This window comes from Paracidobacterium acidisoli (assembly GCF_003428625.2).
GTDB lineage: Bacteria > Acidobacteriota > Terriglobia > Terriglobales > Acidobacteriaceae > Paracidobacterium > Paracidobacterium acidisoli.
Genome location: NZ_QVQT02000001.1, coordinates 865,886 through 885,296, shown reverse-complemented (window position 1 = coordinate 885,296; position 19,411 = coordinate 865,886). Strand labels below are relative to the sequence as shown.

14 protein-coding genes are annotated in these 19,411 nt (G+C 57.1%); 5 read left to right on the top strand and 9 right to left on the bottom strand.

From position 1 onward, the window contains the following. Positions 1-40: 40 nt before the first annotated feature. From D0Y96_RS03725 to D0Y96_RS03700, 6 genes are all read right to left on the bottom strand, one after another. Positions 41-1,327: a zf-HC2 domain-containing protein gene (locus tag D0Y96_RS03725; RefSeq protein WP_117297958.1), complete on the bottom strand. Its 1,287-nt coding sequence runs from the start codon at positions 1,325-1,327 to the stop codon at positions 41-43. Continuing rightward, positions 1,324-1,971, bottom strand: coding sequence for an RNA polymerase sigma factor (locus tag D0Y96_RS03720; RefSeq protein ID WP_158562167.1), 648 nt, complete (start codon positions 1,969-1,971; stop codon positions 1,324-1,326). Before D0Y96_RS03720 ends, D0Y96_RS03725 begins: the two co-directional genes overlap by 4 nt. A 443-nt stretch (positions 1,972-2,414) precedes the next feature. Beyond that, complete coding sequence (locus D0Y96_RS03715; RefSeq protein WP_117297956.1) at positions 2,415-3,938, bottom strand: APC family permease; 1,524 nt, start codon at positions 3,936-3,938, stop codon at positions 2,415-2,417. A gap of 102 nt (positions 3,939-4,040) precedes the next feature. Continuing rightward, the gene (locus D0Y96_RS20660) at positions 4,041-4,436 is read right to left on the bottom strand and encodes a c-type cytochrome (RefSeq protein ID WP_158562165.1); all 396 of its coding nucleotides are present in this window, start codon (positions 4,434-4,436) and stop codon (positions 4,041-4,043) included. Between the two features lie 74 nt (positions 4,437-4,510). Then, positions 4,511-5,968 (bottom strand): aldehyde dehydrogenase family protein, encoded by a 1,458-nt coding sequence (locus D0Y96_RS03705; protein ID WP_117297954.1) that lies wholly within the window; start codon positions 5,966-5,968, stop codon positions 4,511-4,513. 184 nt (positions 5,969-6,152) lie between these two features. Continuing rightward, entirely contained in the window at positions 6,153-6,989 is an 837-nt protein-coding gene (locus tag D0Y96_RS03700; protein WP_117297953.1) for a cupin domain-containing protein, read from the bottom strand. Between the two features lie 556 nt (positions 6,990-7,545). Between D0Y96_RS03700 and D0Y96_RS03695 the strand changes: the two genes are divergently transcribed. The 5 genes from D0Y96_RS03695 to gabT all read left to right on the top strand — a co-directional run bounded on the left by D0Y96_RS03695 (position 7,546) and on the right by gabT (position 16,527). Then, positions 7,546-9,567 (top strand): outer membrane protein assembly factor BamB family protein, encoded by a 2,022-nt coding sequence (locus D0Y96_RS03695; RefSeq protein WP_215601606.1) that lies wholly within the window; start codon positions 7,546-7,548, stop codon positions 9,565-9,567. 192 nt (positions 9,568-9,759) lie between these two features. Further along, entirely contained in the window at positions 9,760-13,128 is a 3,369-nt protein-coding gene (locus D0Y96_RS03690; RefSeq protein WP_158562164.1) for a TonB-dependent receptor, read from the top strand. 41 nt (positions 13,129-13,169) lie between these two features. Further along, positions 13,170-13,670, top strand: a complete 501-nt coding sequence (locus tag D0Y96_RS03685; RefSeq protein ID WP_158562162.1) for a nuclear transport factor 2 family protein — start codon at positions 13,170-13,172, stop codon at positions 13,668-13,670. Between the two features lie 81 nt (positions 13,671-13,751). Next, positions 13,752-15,101: an NAD-dependent succinate-semialdehyde dehydrogenase gene (locus tag D0Y96_RS03680; protein WP_199480174.1), complete on the top strand. Its 1,350-nt coding sequence runs from the start codon at positions 13,752-13,754 to the stop codon at positions 15,099-15,101. 16 nt (positions 15,102-15,117) lie between these two features. Beyond that, entirely contained in the window at positions 15,118-16,527 is a 1,410-nt protein-coding gene (gabT, locus tag D0Y96_RS03675) for a 4-aminobutyrate--2-oxoglutarate transaminase (RefSeq protein ID WP_117297948.1), read from the top strand. 242 nt (positions 16,528-16,769) lie between these two features. On the opposite strand, the gene D0Y96_RS03670 is transcribed toward gabT, so the two are convergent. The 3 genes from D0Y96_RS03670 to D0Y96_RS03660 form a co-directional block, all read right to left on the bottom strand. Continuing rightward, positions 16,770-17,570, bottom strand: coding sequence for a Nif3-like dinuclear metal center hexameric protein (locus tag D0Y96_RS03670; RefSeq protein WP_158562161.1), 801 nt, complete (start codon positions 17,568-17,570; stop codon positions 16,770-16,772). Continuing rightward, positions 17,567-18,520 (bottom strand): Nif3-like dinuclear metal center hexameric protein, encoded by a 954-nt coding sequence (locus D0Y96_RS03665; protein ID WP_117297946.1) that lies wholly within the window; start codon positions 18,518-18,520, stop codon positions 17,567-17,569. The genes D0Y96_RS03670 and D0Y96_RS03665 overlap by 4 nt, the downstream gene beginning before the upstream one ends. Positions 18,521-18,752: 232 nt before the next feature. After that, positions 18,753-19,202 carry a DUF1569 domain-containing protein gene (locus tag D0Y96_RS03660; RefSeq protein ID WP_117297945.1) on the bottom strand — a complete coding sequence of 150 codons (450 nt, stop codon included), beginning with the start codon at positions 19,200-19,202 and terminating at the stop codon, positions 18,753-18,755. Between the last annotated feature and the right edge of the window lie 209 nt (positions 19,203-19,411).

The window sequence follows — 19,411 nt, the reverse complement described above, 5'->3', positions numbered from 1 at the left end:
GTGCTCTTCGAAGATGTAACCGAAGCTTTACAGATGAGATCTACGGATGATTGGCCACACGCTGCAGCGATGCATAGAGGAAGGGTTTTCCGGTGGGCCTGTCCGTCTGCTCGTGGGGCTCGATGGTGACGAAAACAGAGTCGAGTCTGGCGAGTTGTTCAGGGCTGTTCACACGAAGCGTCCAGCGCCGGTTCGTTTCGCTGTCCATGTAGAGTATGCCAAGATTGATGGGCTTGCGGTCATTGGGGCTGGTGCGTCCCCAAACCTGAAAGGTGCTGGTGCGCCTCACGCCGGGCTGCCGATCCAGATCGTAGGCATAAAAGATCAACGATTTGGTTTTGGTATAGAAGACGCGGCCGAAAGGTTTTCTGGACTGACCGGTGTCATTTACATCCATGATGTCCGCAATATAGAGATTGCGCGCGCCGATCAGGTCCCGGATGTCTTTGTCGGCAGCGAGATAGTGCTCATCTGTTCCGGAGCGTTTGTTTTGCTCGCTGAGCTGGCCGTTAAGATTGTCGACACTGGTTTCGAGTGATGCCAGATGCACCTGATCCTGCTGATGCTGCGTCCGCAGCGTGTTCAGCTCGTACTGAACGGCCTGGTACATCTTCTCCGCATCGTGCAGCTTACCCGCAGTCACATCCCGCTCCTGCCGGAGAGCAGCCATCTGCGCATCCGACTCGCTCCTGGCTCTGTCCGCAGCAGCAGTCATCTGTATTACGTGCTGCGTGGCACCCTCGGTCTGCGTGCGAAGCGCCTCGATATCATTCTGCTCTGTGGCTGACTGCTGCTCCAGAGCTGCAATCCGGCGATTGTCTGCCAGAATCGTTCCTTCGAGCGTCTGTGTTTCCACTTTCGCTCGGTCCAGAGTAGATTGTGATCGCGCGCTGACTCCCTGCAGACGAGCATTCGCCGAGTGCGTGCCCGCCCAGTATGCTCCCACACCTGCACCGCACACGACACATGCCGCGACCAGACCGCGAGCCCAGGTTCTGTGTGGCACACGCGCTTTACTTACCACGGCGGCTGATGGCGCCGGCTGGGTTCCTTCCGGTTCGGCCGTCTGCATCAGACGCCTCAGAGCAGAGGATTCATCGAACCCATCCGCATCTGCATCCGCATGAACGCCAAACGTCTTCGCGAGAAAAGACATACCATCGGTTGCGACAGCCTGATATTGCTCCAGTGCCTCTCTGCACTCGGCGCAACTCTCCAGATGATCCGTCAGACGCTTTGACTCCGCGGGGCTGAGAACACCAGCGGTCGCCAGAGCGCACAGCTCCTCGTATTGATCGTGCTCCAGTGAGGGTCCGAATCCCATCATGACTGCTTCCTGCCTCTGAGCTTCTCTACGAACGCGTCTTTCCTGAGCTTCTGAAGCCCGCGATAGTAATGATGGCGAACATTTTCGAACGACTCATCCAGACGCGCCGCAATTTCACGAAGATCCAGGTCCTCAAAAAAGAACAGCTCCAGGGTCAGGCGCTGCCGGTCCGAAAGGCTCTGAAAGGCTTCTTTTAACCGCTCCCGGCTGAGCTTTGACGCAAGATCGTCTTCCACATCCTCCGTCCCCGTAAGAGTATCGGATAATGTGCTCACATCTGTACCAGAATAAAAGCTCCGCCGGTGCAGATACTCGCGGCGGTCCAGCGACCGGTGCCAGGCGATCTGAACAATCCACGCTTTCGCGCCGCCCTTTTTCTCATCGAAAAGCTCAGCCCTCTGAAAGAGAAAAAGGAAAACTTCCTGCACCAGATCTTCGGCTTCACCGGCATCGCGCAAAATTCGAAAGCCGATGCTGAAGACCAGCCGTGAATAACGCTGAAACACCTCTGCGAGCGCGTCTCTGTCCCTGCCCTTCAGCGCCGTCAGCAGATTTTCGTCGCTCAGGCACCGGGGTTGGGCACCATCCGGCAGCTCCACGATGCGAAGCTCTTCTCTCGTCCAGAGAAGTGGCACCGGCAGCATTCGTTCTGTGGGATTGCCTGAGGACAATGAGATATCTCGCAACAGCATCGGAAATGCGCCCACTGGAATTTGCGTGAGCGAGTAGAATCAGGTACTCCGACAGCCGCTGAACATGAAATTTACACGGTTCCTGTTAACAGTCGATGACCCGGAATTCCTGAGAATTCATTGGTACAAATGCAGGATCTCGGCCGTATTTAAATGTTTGATCTGTGCATTCGAGAAATGCAACTGGACGAGTGTTCCCGAGACGAACTTGCACCTCAGCCCATTCACGCGCATTCAGTAAGCTGGAAGCTGAAGGTAGTTGCTGTGAAGGCGACACGTTGCCTAAGCGGCACAACGCACGATGATGGTTCCTGCCATTCGTTGTCGGACTTGATCATCCGGGGAATCAACCGATGGTAAACAAACTGGATGTTTTCGCTGGTGCCCACGTGCAGCTAAGAGCCCGATTCGACTCCTGAACTCACTTCGGCTCCGGCGAGCTGAGCTGCAATCCTATGCGCATCGCCTGCGGGCGCTGTTCCTTTTTCATACGGCCGCAAAAGAATCATGTAGACCGCGCCGCATGCCAGAACAATGACGCTGGTCATGATCATTCCGTAGTTCAGATACCACGGATCGGACGGACTTCGGGGCCACATCATATTAATGATGGCCGCAATGCCGTAGGCGAGCGCCGCTATATTGACCGGCCAGCCCCATCCATTCAGCCGGAAGCGTCCCGTCGGCTTCCAGCCTTTGGATCTCGCGATTAAAGCACCCAGAACGACCATCTGGAATGCGACATAAATTCCCGCAGAGCCGAACACAATGATCGTGCGGACTGCATTCTCAAGGAAAAAGCCGATCATCACGATGATGGCAGGGATAAGGCCCGCGATGATCAGAGCCGCGATGGGCATGCGCGTCCGTTCGGAAAGCTTATTCAGGTACCTGCTGCCGACGATCATTCCGTCCCGGCCATAGGAGAACAGAAGGCGGCTTGTCGCTGCCTGCAGGCTCAGAAGGCAGGAGAAGAACGAGATCAGAACGATGGCCATCACGATGCGAACGCCGAGAGGCCCCAGAGCATTGCGCAACACGGTGACGACAGGGTCCGCGTCTTTGCCGGAAATAACGGATGGCATATCGGTAATGGCAAGCAGCAGAGCCAGGGTGACAAAGATGGCTGCGGCTCCTCCTATATAGATCGTCATCCGCATGGCCTTGGGAATGGCAACGCCGGGATTGGGTGTCTCCTCGGCCACATCGCCGCAGGCCTCAAAGCCGTAGTAGCAGAACATGGCCGCGACGCTCGAGGCTACGAAGGCATAGAAGTATGATCCGCTGCCTTCGACATGGAAAGTCTGAAACAAAATCGCAAAGTGCTGATGGCGTGCGAAGAGCAACAGATACGAACCCACGACGATCGCGCCCGCCAGCTCGCACACGAAGCCGATCATGGCAACACGGGCCAGAAGACGGGTGCCGCTGACATTCAGCAGCGTGGTAACGCAAACCATTGCTAACGCGATGAAGATATCTCCGGAGTGCGTCGACCGGATGCCGGCCAGCGCGGCGAGATAAGGAGCGCCACCGACGGCGACGGCTGCAATCGTCGTGCAGAGTGCCCACAGATAGACCCAGCCTGCCATCCATGCCCAGCGCTTGCCCACCAGGCGTCTGGACCATGGATAGATTCCACCGGAGATGGGGAACTGCGAGACGATCTCACCGAAGATCAGACAGACCAGCAACTGGCCGAGACCAACTAATATGTAGTTCCAGAACATGGGCGGCCCACCGCTGGTGACCGCCAGAGCGAATACGCTGTAGACTCCGACAACCGGTGAGAGATAGGTAAATCCGAGAGAGAAGTTCTCCCATACGGTCATCGTTCGCTCAAAGTTCGAGCTGTATCCCAGTGCCTGAAGCTGAGCAGAGTCCTGATCCAGTCTCTGACTGATCGTTTTGTCGGTCATGCACCTTCACCTGAAGAGCGTTTTCATTTTTCTTTGCCGCAGCGCGCCGGAGGGGATGAAGAGCGGGAATCGCGGCGCCGGATGTATCGTCTTTCCCGTTTCTTATCTGTGTGCCGCTCCGGTATTTCCCAGCGAACGAATATATTGCACGGCATCGGCGATCTGCTGCTGTGTCAGGGTTGTCTGAAAAGAGGGCATCTTACCTTTGCCGGCGCTGATGAAGTGAGCCAGGGCCTCGTTCGATTCCTTCCGAATAGCAGGAGATGTGAGATTCGCTGCGCCCAGAGCTTTGCCTGTCGGGCCGCTCGCTGTTCCGTCGTCGTCATGGCACATCGTGCAATTGGCCTTGAATATCTTTTGTCCTTTTGCGGTGTATGCTGTGGAATGCGTTTGTCCATTCGCTGACCAGGATGAAGCCAGAAAGACGAAGCTCGCCGCTATACAAAAAACCGTTACGCGGCAGACTGCGAAGAGTGTGGAAGACCGTTTTCCTGCCATGGTTCTGTCGCCGTTGTTCCTTTCACTGACATCTGTTCCTGTCATGAGCACAAATTATCTGAAGGCGGCGCGTCTCAATACCAGCCGAGCGGCTTCTCATTCAGATTGATGTGAACCTGCTTGGTCTCAAGGTATTGCTCAATGCCGCGTGGGCCGAGCTCACGTCCGATTCCCGACTGCTTATATCCGCCCCACGGGGCCTCAACATAAGTGGGCTGCATGTGGTTGACCCAGATCACGCCCGCGCGGATTTTCTTCAGGACGCGGAATACGCGATAGATATCTCTGGACCACACCGCGGCCGCCAGACCGAAGGGCGTGTCATTTGCAATATGAACTGCATCTTCTTCGTCATCGAAGGGAATGACCGCGGCGACGGGCCCGAAGATCTCTTCCTGCGCGATGCGGGCGCTGTTGCTGACATCGGCGAAGATGGTGGGCTCGATGTAGAAGCCTCGATCGAATCCACTGGCTCTGCCGCCGCCGAGTACCAGCTTTCCCTCCTGTTTGCCCAGCTCCTGATAGGCGCGCACGCGCTCAAACTGCCGCCTGCTCACGAGCGGCCCCATCTTTGTATCACGGGAGAGGGGCGGCCCGAGTCTGATAGTTGCAGCTTTTGCTGTCATGGCTTCGACAAACTTCGAATAGATCGGACGCTGCACGAGGATGCGGCTTCCTGCAGAGCAGACTTCTCCCTGATTGATGAAAACGCCGAACAGAGCCCCATCGACGGCGGCTTCAAAATCTGCGTCGGCGAAAAAGATATTGGGGGATTTTCCACCCAGCTCAAGAGTGACGCGCCGGATGGAGTCTGCGGCAACCTTCAGAATGCCTTTGCCAGTTGCGTTGCTGCCGGTGAAGGAGATCTTGTCGACTTCAGGATGCGCAACGAGAGGAGCGCCTGCATCGGCGCCGAGTCCCGTAACAATGTTGATCGCGCCTGGCGGAAAGCCGATCTCGTTGAAGCTTCGCGCCAGCTCGAGGATGGTGAGCGGCGTCTGCTCCGCAGGCTTCAGCACGCAGGTACAGCCGGCGGCCAAAGCGGGCGCTAGTTTCCATGCCGCCATCAGCAGAGGATAGTTCCAGGGAATAATCTGCGCGACGACGCCGATGGGCTCCGACAGAGAAAGGCTCAGAGCATCGTCGGGAACAGGGTTCACCTGTCCCAGGATTTTGGTGGCAAGGCCGCCATAGTACTCAAAACAGGTCGCAGTGTCAGCGATATCGAACTCTGCCTCGACAACAGGCTTTCCGCTGTTCCGCGCTTCGAGCTGAGCCAGCGATGCAGCGTGCTGCCGGATGGAATCGGCCAGGCGGAAGAGCAGACGCCCGCGCTCCTGTGCGGTGGTTCCCGGCCATGCACCTGAGTCGAAGGCGCTGCGAGCGGCCCGGACCGCGCGATCGACATCGGCAGAGCCGGCGGCTGGTACCTCTGCGATGATTTCTTCCGTGGAGGGATCGTAGACGGGGAATACGCTCGCATCGTGAGCGGGCACAAATTCACCGTCGATAAACATCGCATAACGTTCCATCAATCTTTTACGCCTCCCGAAGAGCAAAGCCGCCGCCGCCTGGTGACTTCGATCCAGACGAAGTCAGAGAGCGCACACCATGCTCCAAAACCCGGTCACCATACAAATTCGGTGGGGTTTACGACCTTACGATAATTAAATCGGGTAAAGCGTACGCCAGTTCCGAAGGCGCCGTCAACAGCTTTTAGAAAGTGGGCGGCGTATTGATCCACAGGACCGTTGCTTCCGTTTTTCCCGGATTGATCCAACGGTGCGGCGTCTTGCTGGCGAAATAGAAGCTGTCGGATGTTTCGAGCTGGTAGACCGTTTCCTGCAGATGGATGGTGAGCTGGCCGGCGATAACATAGATGAATTCTTCGCCGTCGTGCGAATAGAAATCGGGACTGCCGGCCTTGGGAGCAATGCGAAAGATGTGGGGTTCCATCATGATCTTGCCCCATGCAAGGAGTTCCATCCGAACGCCGGCGGTGCCGGAAAGCAGCTTGCGTTCCCTCGGTTTGACGTGGGGAATCGCGGTCTCGTTCGCCGAGGTAAACAGGTCAACAATATTGACCCCATAATGCTGCGCAAGCCTGCGCAGGACACCGATGGAAGCCTGCTCATGGCCGCGTTCGAGGTTGCTGAGGAAGCCGACCGAGATGCCCAGCTCCTGTGCGACCTGCACCAGAGACTGCTCGCTCGATTTACGAAGCCGGCGCAACTGGATACCGAGAGTCACGCTGTCGAGCGAGCTGGTGGGGGATTCGGAGAGAACGCCCTCCTGCTTCAGCTGATGAACGATCGCCTGGGCATTCAGGCCGAGTACCTTGCGCAGATATACGGCGCGCTTCAGTACTCGTATGTCTGCGGGAGTGTAAAGGCGATAGCTGCTGCTGGTTCTGAGAGGGCGGGCAAGTCCAAGCTTTTCCCAGGCCCGAATCATCGATGCGGAAATGCCCAGTAGCTGTGCGGCCTCGCCTACTTTAAAAAGCTTTGAGCCATTCGAATTACCGGGCGCTTTCTTGCCAGAAGAGTGTTCCATTGTTCTTTGTTGCTTCGATTCTTGTCCGCCTCTGCTTCTGATATGACGGGGAATGCAGAGGTTTTGCAGCTTTCTCAGGTTTCCTGAAGGTTATAAACCACAAAGGCCTAGCATACCAGTTCATATCCGGAATGGTCACAATCTCGACAGGCAGTTAAAACTCTCTGTCCACACTCTGGCACAGAGGCTGTGCTGCAGATTCGGTGCTCACATCCATAGGTAGTATTCGCGCATTTCACCGGGCTATGACCCCTGCTCTGCCTGTTCGCCGCCGAAAGCGCTCTTTCTGCCCTGGCTCTGAGGCAGCGTAAAAAAAGCAGCGGGGCAACTCATTTTTCTTCTTGACACAATCGCCGAATGTCACATAGCCTCTCGCATTATCGTATAGAAGTTATCGTAAGGTTTGCTTACTTCAGAGAGTGTGAGGCCGAGAATGACGAAAGCCGTACGTGTTTTTCTGGGTGCGGGCATATCCGTTGCAGCCCTTGTTGGACTTGTGGTTTCGTGCGCGCGAGCGGGGCAGCGATCTGCATCCGACCCGGCAGCCGCGGGAAATGTGACCGCGGAGCGAGTTCTCGATCAGACGGCGGCGAGTCCGGACTGGATGGTTGCGGGAAGAGGTTTTGGAGAGCAGCACTTCAGCCCCTTGAAGCAGATCAACGACCAGAACGTGAACAGCCTCGGCGTGGCATGGTATCTGCCCATCGACAGCGCGATGGGTATGTCATCGGAGCCGATTGAGGTCGATGGAACGCTCTATGTCACTGCGGCCCTCGACATTGTTTATGCGGTGAATGCCTCCACCGGAAAACAGATCTGGAGATTTGATCCAAAGGCTGAACGCGGCGTGAGCACGCAGAACTCCTACGCGGTGAGGGTGAATCGCGGCGTTGCGGTCTGGGAGGGGAAGGTTTATGTCGCGACGGGCGACTGCAGATTGTTTGCCGTGGATGCCGCGAGCGGCAGGCAGTTGTGGGCGTCGCAGGTCTGCGACCCAAAGTGGACGGGCAGCACCGGTGCTCCGCATGTGGCTCGGGGCAAGGTCTTCATTGGTTACAACGGCTCCGATGATGAATCGCGCGGCTCCATCGTCGCATTCGATGCGCAGACCGGCAAGGAAGCGTATCGCTTCTGGACGGTTCCTGGCGATCCCGCGCTGGGGCCGGAGCCGGCGGCGCTGGAGATGGCGCGCAAGACCTGGCAGGGGCCGGAGTACTGGAAGGTCGGTGGCGGAGACGTCTGGGATGCGATTACATATGATCCACAGACAAACCTGATTGTTTTCGGAAATGCCGGCGCGCATGCCGGCGAGGGCACGCGTCAGCACCAGACTCCCGCAGGGGATAAGTTGTACGCCGGCTCGATCGTCGCGATCAACGCCGATACCGGTCAGTACGTATGGCACTACCAGACGAGTGGCAAGTACCATCAGACCGAAAACTTCCACATCATCATCGCCGATCTCGTCATCAACGGACAGAAGCGTCACGTCGCGATGACCGCGCCGAAGAATGGTTTCTTCTATGTGCTCGACGCGACGAACGGAAAGCTGATCAACGGTGGCCCCATGGTGAACACGACCTGGGCGCACTCTCTGGATCTGACGACCGGGCGGCCGGTCGAGGTGACGCCTCCGGCTGGAAGGAAGGAAAACTTCCAGTGGACGGTGCACAACTGGTGGCCGATGAGTTACAGCCCGGATGCAGGCCTCGTCTATGTGCCGATCACGGACAGCCAGGACCCGCATCATGCGAGCACTCCGGACTTTAATACGCATCCCTCGGGGCGGTCCTTCTTCGGCCGTCTGATCGCGTGGGACCCGGTGAAGAACGAAGCGCGCTGGTCGGTGCAGGAGCCGATTGCCGTGAACGGATCACCGGTATCGACGGCGGGCAATCTGGTCTTTCAGGGTGAAGGTACCGGAGAGTTCTCAGCCTACACGGCCGACAGCGGAAAGAAGCTGTGGTCAGTAAAAACGGGCTCCGCGATCGATTCTGTACCGATTACATATAGTGCCGGCGGCGAGCAGTATGTTGTGGTGCCCATCGGCTGGGGGTCGGCGTCCAGAATATTTGGCCCTGCGAGCATGATGGTCACGATGGAGACGAAGTACGGCCCATCCGGACTGATTGCTTTTAAATTAGGCGGCACTGCCGCTCTACCCAATCCCCATATTGTTGTTCCCGAAGTTCCGAAACCGCCTGTTCAGACCTTCAGCAAAGAAGATATCGCCCAGGGCCGCATTCTGGCCGAGTCTCATCTCTGCGAAGGCTGCCATTCTCCGCATCTCGACGGGAGTGGAGCGTGGACAGATCAGGCGAGCGGCGCCGATGGAGATATCCCCGATCTGCGTTATATGCCCGAAAGTGTCCACCAGCAGTGGTACGCCATTGTGATGGCGGGCAGTCACGAAAAGCAGGGCATGCTGGGCTTCGGCGTGAAGGATCTGGAATATCCCCCGGTCACAAAGCTTACGACGAAAGAGGCGGACCAGATTCACGCATACATCATCGACGAAGAGTGGAAGGCATACAACGCACAACATTCCACCGCGAAGCCTGAAGCGAGCGCGAAATAGTTCATCGATGCCAATACCGGCTGGTCGCTCAGGTCGCACGGAGATACGTACTGCAGGCCCCTGTAAGTTTCCTGAGGTCAGGTAAAAGAGGGAGTCGGAATGTCGATAAAACATAACATACGAAATAGATGTACAAGGCTGTCGCATGTAGCACTTACCCTGATTCTGGCAACCCTGTCAGCGAGCGTCTCTATGGCACAGACCAGCACCGGACGGATCATCGGTGTTGTCACCGATACGCAGGAACACGTCATTCCTGGTGCGAGCGTTGCCGCTACCGATGTCGCCACAGGAGCGAAATCGAGTACGACGACCAAGGGAGACGGCTCGTACGAGATTCTCAACCTGCCTATCGGAAGCTACAGCATTCAGATTTCAGCGTCGGGCTTCAGCGATCTGGTGACGAAGCCTGCGCCGCTGAATATCAATCAGGCGCTGCGTATCGACGGCAAGCTGACGGTAGGATCAAGCACCACGACGGTGCATGTGAATACTGTCACCGAGCAGGTAGAGACGGTGAGTCCGACGGTAAGCGGCACAGTAACAGGTGCTCCAATTCAAAACCTGCCGCTCAATGGAAGAAACACACTCTCTCTTGCCACGACCCAGGCGGGCGTTACGCCGACGGAGGGAAAGCCCGGTGCCGCGCTGAGCTTCAGCATCGCAGGCGGACGGACCAACTCGGTCTCCTTCATTCTGGATGGCGGCGTGAACAACGACGTGGAGAGCAACAATGTCGTTGCGAATCCGAACCCGGATGCTGTTGCCGAATTCCGTATTCTGGCGAATAACTACTCCGCGGAATACGGGCGCAACGGAGGCGGAGTCGTTACAGTTGTGACCAAATCGGGCACAAACCAGATGCACGGCAGCCTCTTCGATTTTCTTCGCAACGACGCATTTAATGCGAACGATTTCTTTGACAACCAGAACGGGCAGCCGCGTCCGGTACTCAAGCGCAATCAGTTTGGCGGGACGATCGGCGGCCGCATCGTAAAAGACAAGCTGTTCTATTTCTTCGCTTACCAGGGGCAAAGGCAATCGCAGAAGCTGACCGAACCCGCAGTGACGGTATATACGCCTGCAGAGATCAATGGAGACTTCTCTCAGGCTGCGACGGATGCCAGCGGACAGCCGGCGCCCGATCCAGGGGTGGTATCGTTCCTGCAGTCTCACTCGTACTACCAGCCCGATGCGACGCTGGCATCGCAGGGCATTATCGATCCCACGCGGATTGACGGCATTGCGCATAACTACATTAGTGCCGGGCTGATTCCATCGTCTCCGAGCGGTACGATCTCTCCTCAGGCGGCGGCGCTGGATAACTTTGATGAATACGACGGCAAGGGGACGTGGTATCCCACGCAGAGCGATCACTTCGAGTTCACAGTCGCTTATAACTCCGAAAAGGTGGCCAACCCCTTTCTGGTGACCAATGTCCCTGGGTTCAATGGCGGCACCAACACGGTGAACGGCGCTTTAAATCTGGATTATACGAAGGTATTTACGGCCTCTCTGCTGAATGACGCGCACGGCACGGCGCAGCGGCACCAGTACCTGAACGTCATTCTCAACAACACGCCCTCGCCAACGGCGCTGGGGGTCAACATCAATGTCGATCGCAGCTATGGTCCTCCCATTCTTACCTTCACCAGCGGTATGAATGTGAGTTACAACGCTAACTGGCCGTCGAGCAAGGCGGATAACACCTATGGAGCCTCCGATGTGCTGACGTGGATTGTGAAATCTCACACGCTGAAGTTTGGCGCGGCCTTCAGCAACCTTCAGGAGAATACGGTCTACTCCTACAACGGCAACGGGTCATTCGACTTCGACAGTTATTTCCCGGTCGCATCGGGCAATGATCTGGCGGATTTTCTTCTCGGCGCGCCGGACAATTATATTCAGTCGGCGCGGTCCCCGAACAACGAACACCAGAGCCAGCTCGGGCTCTTTGCTCAGGACGAGTGGAAGGCCACCTCCCGGCTTGTGCTGACACTGGGGCTTCGCTACGACTACACCGAGCCGGAGACCGACACACACGGTTACACCTACAGTGTGATTCCCGGGCTGACGGATTCGTACTTTACTGACATGCCGCTTGGACTCGTGGTTCCCGGAGACAAGGGCGCGCCGAAGGGCTGGTATTTTCCTGATCGTACGGACTTCGCGCCACGGGTTGGATTTGCGTATGACGTATCGGGAAACGGAGCGACGAGCATTCGCGGCGGCTTCGGCAAATTCTATGACATGATCAACGGGACCATGTCCGACTGGGCGAATGGTTATCCGCCATGGTTCGCCTCCGTCAATTTCTTCTTCGTTCCGAATGAGCTCGCGAACGGCCCGAATCAGCTGCTGAGCAATCCTTATCCCTCGGCCTGTTCGAGCCCCGACCCGACAAGCACTTTCTGCGAAGCGCCGCTGGGCATCATCGATCCGTATCCGAGCAAGCCGACACCACGCGGAGCATCGTTTCTGTCGACAGGCGCGAGCTTTCCTTATGGAGGAAGCTACACCTTCGTCAATCCACATATGAAGGTGCCGTATATCTATCAGTACAATCTCACGGTTCAGAAGCAGCTGTCGGATGGTCTTGTGGGGCAGATCGGCTACGCCGGCAATCTGACGCGGCACGAAGAGATATGGGTTGACGATAACCCGATCATGCCGGGCGGTGCGGCAAGGCTGATCAACTCAGAGACGGGTGCTGTCGACAATGTGAATGGATTTGGTCCGTTGATCTCATTCGACAACAAGTCGAACGGGAACTATAACGGCCTGCTTGCAAGCCTCACAAAGTCGACGGGATCGGTGGGAAAGCTGGGTCCGATGTTCTTTACGCTTGCCTATACCTGGTCGCACATGCTGAATAACGGCGCCAGAGACGGCCAGAGCGCGGTGGTTCCTTACTACAATCCAAATCAGTTTTATTCGAATGCAGATTCGGATATGCGCAACCGCTTCGCTTACAGCGGCGGATGGACACCGGCCTTTGATCGTCTCTGGACGGCGGGACCGAAGCTGCTGATGCAGGGCTGGAACTTCTACTACGTGGGTTATGTGCAGTCGGGAACTCCGCTCGACCTGTACTTAAATCCGGCCATCGGATATCCGGCTTCCTCCACTTCGCCGGGGTCATCGGGATATGGAGACTCCGAGCTGGAACGGCCGAATGTCGTATCGCCCAATATCCACTACTTCAACCCGCACCGGTCGCAGACGATCGGCGGCAACACCGGCAACTTTTACTTCAGTCCTTCCGATTTTGCGATCGATCCGTGCATCGCAGCCAACACGTGCCCGCAGGGCTTTTACGGAACGTATCAGCGTAACTCCATGTTTGGTCCTGGCCGCTCTGACATCGACCTTTCTATCGAGAAAGTCATTCCGCTGGCAGGCGATCGAATGAGGCTCACTGCGCGCGCCGAGGCATTCAACGTCGTGAACAATGTGCAGTTCGTGGCGCCGAGTTATCGCTTCCACTCAAGCACTCTGGGGCAGGTTACGCAGACATATGATCCGCGCATTCTGCAGCTGTCATTGCGTATGTCGTTTTGACAGCAGTGCGGGAAAAGATATTCGCACCGGAAAGGATGGTCATGAACGATTCGAAAGGCCCTCGCAGAAAGAAGACAGTAGTTTGTTCGTGCATTCTGATGCTTGCCGCTCTTCTGATTACCGCGAGTGCACAGGCAGAAAAAGCGAAGAGCTGCTCGGCTCCGCCGCCGGACAAAACATATCTGCAGGAAATATGGAGCGGGTGGGAAAAGCTTGATGCCGGCCAGCAAACGAAGTTTTATGCGCAGGGGCCGCATGTGTTCTTTGATGAATCGCCGCTGAAGTACAACAGCTGGGCGGAGTTTCAGGCGGGAGTGAGCGGGATTCTGACTTCCATCAGAAGCGCAAAGTTCAGGGTGAACGATGATGCGGAGATTCATCCGGGCAAAGAGTATGTCTGGGCGACGGCGACGGTGGATCAAGATGCACTGCTCAGCGACGACAAGCACGACATCGCAACATTTCGATGGACGGTGATCTTTGCCTGTGAGCAGAACAAATGGCTGATCGTGCATGAGCATGTCTCCAGGCCAACGCAGTAGCAGCGATTGCCGGAAAGTGAGTCAGAAGCCGTGAGCCTGTTTGGGGAGAAGATTATCCGGATGAGCCAGAACAATTTCAGTATGACGGCTGCCAGAGAAGAGCGAAAAGAATCTCTCACCGACACTGGCCAGGAGATAGAGAGAAAGCTCCGCCTGGCTTCGAAGACGTTTCGCTCCTGGCGGCGAAGTGCTTTGGCCCTGCGTTCCGAAAGACTGCGAAAGGCAGCGGAGATTCTGGACGCGGAGCGAGAGGAAATCGCTCGGATCATGACCCGTGAGATGGGGAAGGTGTTCAGCGCGGCGAAGGATGAGGTCGCGAAGTGTGCCACGGTGTGCCGCTACTACGCGGACAACGGCGCTGGCTTTTTAGCCGATCAACCGATTGCAATGGGCGCTCACGAGGCAGTGGTTCAAATGCTTCCCCTCGGAGCGGTGCTGGGCATCATGCCCTGGAACTATCCCTTCTGGCAGGTATTTCGTTTCGTGGCTCCCACGCTGATGGCAGGCAACGTTGCGCTGCTGAAGCATGCGTCGAATGTTCCAGGTTGTGCGCGGATGATCGAAGACGTCCTGCTGCGGGCGGGCTTTGAGGAGGGCGTCTTTCAGGCGATCTTTGCCGAGCCTTCCATGATCAGCGACATCATTGCCGATGACCGCATTGCGGCAGTTACGCTGACCGGCAGCGAGAAGGCCGGCAGTGCGGTAGCGAGCGCGGCTGGCAGGGCGATCAAGAAGGTGGTGCTCGAGCTGGGCGGCAGCGATCCGTTCATCATCATGCCGTCGGCAAATCTGCAGGACGCAGTCGCGACGGGAGTACGCGCGCGCATGATGAACTGCGGCCAGTCCTGCATTGGAGCGAAGAGATTTCTGATTGCCGAGTCTGTTTACGAGCAGTGTGAGCGGGATATCGTATCGGCGGTGCGGGCGCTGCGTATCGGAGATCCGAACGATAAGGATACGGATATTGGCCCGATGGCGGACAGGCGCTTCGTCGAAGATCTCGATCGCCAGGTACGAGAGGCAATTCAGGCAGGGGCGAGAGCGCTGGCCGGCGGCCGCATAAGCGAAGCGGGCGCAAACTACTATGAGCCGACGGTGCTGGCGGGAATACCGCGTGATGCGCAGGTGGCGCGAGAGGAATTCTTTGGCCCGGTGGCGCTGCTGTATAAGATCACGGACATAGACGACGCTATCGAGCTTGCGAACGACACACCGTTCGGTCTCGGCTCCAGCGTCTGGACGAATGACGCATCCGAGAAGTCTCGCTTTGCTGAAGAGATTGACGCGGGGCTGGTATTCATCAACGCAATGACTTTTTCCGACCCCCGGCTTCCGTTTGGTGGTGTGAAGCGGTCTGGCATGGGGCGTGAGCTCGGAGCCTGGGGCCTTCGCGAATTCGTGAACGTCAAGACAATCTATTGCGGCAATTAGATACACACGGTGACCAATGTCTTCTATATCCCTTGTAACAACGATCCCAGGTCCGCGGTCGCAGGCATTAACGAAGCGGCGTTCACAGGCTGTTCCCCGGTCTGTGGCGCAGATCAATCCAATCTTTGTGAAGCGGGCGCACGGTGCGTTGATTGAGGATGTAGATGGAAATGTGCTGCTGGATTTTGCAGGCGGCATTGGATGCGTCAATGGCGGGCATGCCGATCCTGCCGTCATCGAGGCAATACAGAAGCAGTCGTCTCTCTTTCTGCATACCTGTTTTATGGCTGCGCCGTACGAAAGCTACGTCAGGCTGGCCGAGCGGCTGAATGTGCTGACTCCCGGAAGCTTTCCCAAGCGCACTTTTTTCGTGAACAGCGGCGCAGAGGCCGTCGAGAATGCGGTGAAGATCGCGAGAGAATATACGTCGCGTCCTGCAATCATTTGCTTTGACGATGCGTTTCATGGCCGCACCTATATGGCCATGTCTCTTACGAGCAAGATGAAGCCCTACAAGACAGGTTTTGGGCCCTTTGCGGAAGACGTTTACAGAATTCCTTATCCCAATCCCTATCGTGATGGAGCCTCGATATCTCCGGAGTATTGTGTCGAGCGAACACTGGACACCCTGAACGAGTTATTTGTGAATCGCGTTTCACCGGAGATGGTTGCTGCAATCATCATTGAGCCGGTACTGGGCGAGGGCGGCTTCGTTGTGCCGCCTCCGGCGTTTCTGCCCGAGCTGCGAAGAATCTGCGACGCTCACGGAATTGTCCTTGTTGCGGACGAGATACAGACCGGGTTCGGGCGGACGGGACGGATGTTTGCATGCGAGCACTTCGGACTGGAGCCGGACATTCTGCTGACGGCAAAGAGCATTGCGAGCGGTATGCCGATTGCGGGAATCACCGGGCGGGCTGAGATTATGGATCACTCGATGCCAGGCGCTTTAGGCGGAACGTTTGGCGGGAATCCGCTTGCGTGTGCGGCCGCGCTGGCGACTCTCGATCTCTTCGAGAGAGAACATCTGTGCGAGCGCTCTGTCAGGATCGGAGAAATCTTCAGCGCGCGCGCGAGGCAGTGGCAGGCGCGCTTTTCCTGCGTGGGAGACGTACGTGGTCTGGGAAGTATGCAGGCCATCGAACTGGTCAGAAACCGCAGCCTGAAAGAGCCTGCAACAGAGCTGACGAGAGAGATCACGCGCTATGCCTGCGAGCATGGAGTGATTCTGGTGACTGCCGGCACGCATGGAAACGTAATTCGCCTGCTTGCGCCGCTGGTGATTTCAGAAGGCGAGTTGAACGAAGGGCTGGATGTCATCGAGGCAGCGCTGCATGCGTTCTCTCCCCGCGAGACCGACCCATCGGATCAGCAGATGACCGAAGCCGCTTATGGAGCAGGCAAAGAGAAACATCGCCCAGACTGAAAATACGGTTCTCTTTCTGTCCAGGGAGAGAGCGTTCTCTTCAGGTGTATTCCTGATATCTTCCACAAGCATCGAACACTCTTCCAATGCTCCTCTTCGACCGGAAGCCTGTCGCAGACAATCAACCTGAGTCTCACTGTCCAGTAGTCGGAGACCGTCATGCATTTCCTCCAGGCCGGGAATTTACGGCCTGGAGGGTACTTCCCGCGACAAAATAACGCGGAATGAAGGAGTGGACAGTTTTACTTCGGCGCCCAGAAGGGTTCGCCGCTTCTGACGAGCTGAACGGGAACCTCCGGAGTGATCGATTTGACCCACTGAGCCATTTCGAGCATGCCCTGCTCTTCCGACACGTTGTGGCCCAGCATGATCCATCCTTTTGGAATTCCCAGTGTCGTGGCGTCGAGAACATAAGATGGGCTGTCGAGAAAGCCGTCGGTCTCCTGCTGCTCTCCGCTGATAACGACATCCACGTCGGGGCTGTTGATGGATGGCGTAGCGTAGCCCACGCCGAGATGCAGGCGGCTCACCTTCGCCGCCGGATCACCCACAACACGCAGCGCTCTGTCGCCGAGCCGCTTCTGGCACGTGGACGCCAGCTCGCCGAGTGTGATCGGTGGAAGGTTGAAGTGGTGCGACTGTGGCGCCGTCTCCCACTGGTTTTCGAGTCCCAGGGCGCGTGCGAGACCGACGTAAATAAAATCGGGCCGGCGCGCGTGCATGTGATCGTGCATGCGAAAGATGACAATGTTGTGCTCGCGCATGAAGTCGACCTTGAGCTTATAGGCCGGGTCGCCGCTTACGATCGACAGGTCGTCGCGATCGTTCCAGTACGTGTCCTCGTGCGGGATGAGCATATTGCAGCCTGCCTCGGAGGCGCTTTTGATCGCGTCGTACGAGCAGAACATGGTCGTCGCAATCCCGGTAACAACTGTTTCGGGGCCGCCGAATTTGAAGGTATCGCGGTAGGTCGTACTCCTCCACGGGAAGCCGAGATTGGCTTTGATGCGGGTAACGACTTCGCCAGCAGTCAGCGTGCTCATAAGGTTGGCCTCCAGTACGGATCGCCGACGGGAGCCCATGTCGATGCGACCTCGGGAACGATAGTCTTCAGCCACTGCGCGCAGACCTGCATCCCGGGATTCTCCGAGACGATACGGCCCACAAGGATCAGCGCCTTCTTTCCGCCGAGCGCCACGGTGTCACGCACATACTCAACGGATTCCCACTCGCGCACCTCGCCGGCAATGATCGTGTCCACGCCGGGAAGCGTCGCGATCGACGCCTGAATCGGAGTCGATCCCGGAAGGAATGCGACCTTCCGCACGCGCAGCTTCGAGTCGCCCACGATGCGCATGCCGCCGCGAGAGTTCAGGGATTTCTTCACGTGCGAAACAAGCGCATCCAGTGAGGTTTCAGGGATAGAAACATGTCCTGGATCGCCGGACCCGGCAAACTTCGACCAGCCGAATGCATCGACGAGTCCCTGCGAGTACGGATCGGGAGTGCGCAGGCGCCAGTGATCGGAGAAGCGCCACACGACGAGGTTGTGTTTCCTGAGGAAGTCGTCCTTGGCCGTAAAAACCGGATCTGGCGGAGGCGGAGCAGATGGGGTTTCAGGCGGAGCGCTGCGGCCGGGGCCGCCGAGTCCGAAGGGGCGTCTGACCGGAGGGGTTGGCGTGTCGGCTTTGGAAAAGAATGTCGGCTCGCAGGTGATGATAAGGTTTGCGCCAGTCTTTACCGCATGTCCAAGCACATCGAGCGATGCGAGCGCCGTGGTGACGATACCCGTCACAGGGGTTGAGGGATCGCCGGTCTTGAACGTGTCGACCGTTTCCGAAGTCCAGTCGCCGCCGATGTTCTTCTTGATGCGATCGACGACATCCTGCGCTGTAACCGCGCCGCCGATCGGGCGTGCCATCGCCGCCAGCGGTGTGGCCGCAATGCCGGCCGCCGTAAGCGCGACAAACCTGCGTCGTGAGATCTGGTGCATGAGCTCCTGCTTTCACCGGGTCAGAGGGATAACTGTCACTGGTTCGTGAGCAACAACATAATAATCTCTGCGAAACACGATATTCATAATAAATTTTGCTCTCAAAGTATTTTTCTTACTTCGGAGAATATGGCTCTCACGATTCGATACAGCTTCTTCCATGATGCAACCGGTATCACGAGCGGGTCTCAGTGCTGCGGCTTACAAACCGGCATAAAGTGCCTCGAAAGGCCTAAGCGCCGAACTGCCGAAGATGATGATCGAGATGCTTGTAGCCCATCATGGCCCACTCGTCAGGAGTCATGGAGCCGAAAAAGCTGTGTGGATGCTTCGTACAGCCCTCCCGGCCGTTCGCAGAAAAGCGATCGACCCAGTTCCGCAGGCGCACCTTCTCGTCTGCGAATGGCCGCTCATCCTCTATCAGCAGAATTTTGTCCGTGGGCATATTTTTGCGGACCGGTTCTTCCCCCAGAACCGAACGTTTTGCGAGATGTCCAAAGATGCGCCCGATCCGGCTGCGCGGCGAAGATTTCAATCCGGCTGCCAGCTCCATCCAGGCAGAGCAATGCGCCAGCATCTGCGCGACACTCATCTTTCCCCATCTTCTCTCGCTGTCGGGTCTGAGGCGCTCGATCCGCTCTTTGATTTCATCAACCGTGGTGGCTTCAAAAAGATTCTTCACCGATATACCTCCAGCATGGTTCCGGCAGGCACAGAGCGCGGTCGCTGAATCTGTGCAGGTTGACTCTCTCGGATACTACCGTGCGCGTATTTCTCGTTGTATATAAAAGTGGCCATAGTTAAGGCGGTCGCTTTCCGGATACGCACCGCGGGAGCCGATGCGGACGCGAGCGGCGCAGACATCTCCCGTTCATTGATATGCTTGTTTGC

What these genes read in the sequence shown, in the direction of transcription:
- D0Y96_RS03715 (WP_117297956.1), bottom strand. Translation starts at nt 3,938, where the DNA reads ATGACCGACAAAACGATCAGTCAGAGACTGGATCAGGACTCTGCTCAG.
- gabT (WP_117297948.1), top strand. Translation starts at nt 15,118, where the DNA reads ATGTCTTCTATATCCCTTGTAACAACGATCCCAGGTCCGCGGTCGCAG.
- D0Y96_RS03665 (WP_117297946.1), bottom strand. Translation starts at nt 18,520, where the DNA reads ATGCACCAGATCTCACGACGCAGGTTTGTCGCGCTTACGGCGGCCGGC.
- D0Y96_RS20660 (WP_158562165.1), bottom strand. Translation starts at nt 4,436, where the DNA reads ATGGCAGGAAAACGGTCTTCCACACTCTTCGCAGTCTGCCGCGTAACG.
- D0Y96_RS03685 (WP_158562162.1), top strand. Translation starts at nt 13,170, where the DNA reads ATGAACGATTCGAAAGGCCCTCGCAGAAAGAAGACAGTAGTTTGTTCG.
- D0Y96_RS03725 (WP_117297958.1), bottom strand. Translation starts at nt 1,327, where the DNA reads ATGATGGGATTCGGACCCTCACTGGAGCACGATCAATACGAGGAGCTG.
- D0Y96_RS03680 (WP_199480174.1), top strand. Translation starts at nt 13,752, where the DNA reads ATGACGGCTGCCAGAGAAGAGCGAAAAGAATCTCTCACCGACACTGGC.
- D0Y96_RS03700 (WP_117297953.1), bottom strand. Translation starts at nt 6,989, where the DNA reads ATGGAACACTCTTCTGGCAAGAAAGCGCCCGGTAATTCGAATGGCTCA.
- D0Y96_RS03670 (WP_158562161.1), bottom strand. Translation starts at nt 17,570, where the DNA reads ATGAGCACGCTGACTGCTGGCGAAGTCGTTACCCGCATCAAAGCCAAT.
- D0Y96_RS03690 (WP_158562164.1), top strand. Translation starts at nt 9,760, where the DNA reads ATGGCACAGACCAGCACCGGACGGATCATCGGTGTTGTCACCGATACG.
- D0Y96_RS03720 (WP_158562167.1), bottom strand. Translation starts at nt 1,971, where the DNA reads ATGCTGCCGGTGCCACTTCTCTGGACGAGAGAAGAGCTTCGCATCGTG.
- D0Y96_RS03705 (WP_117297954.1), bottom strand. Translation starts at nt 5,968, where the DNA reads ATGGAACGTTATGCGATGTTTATCGACGGTGAATTTGTGCCCGCTCAC.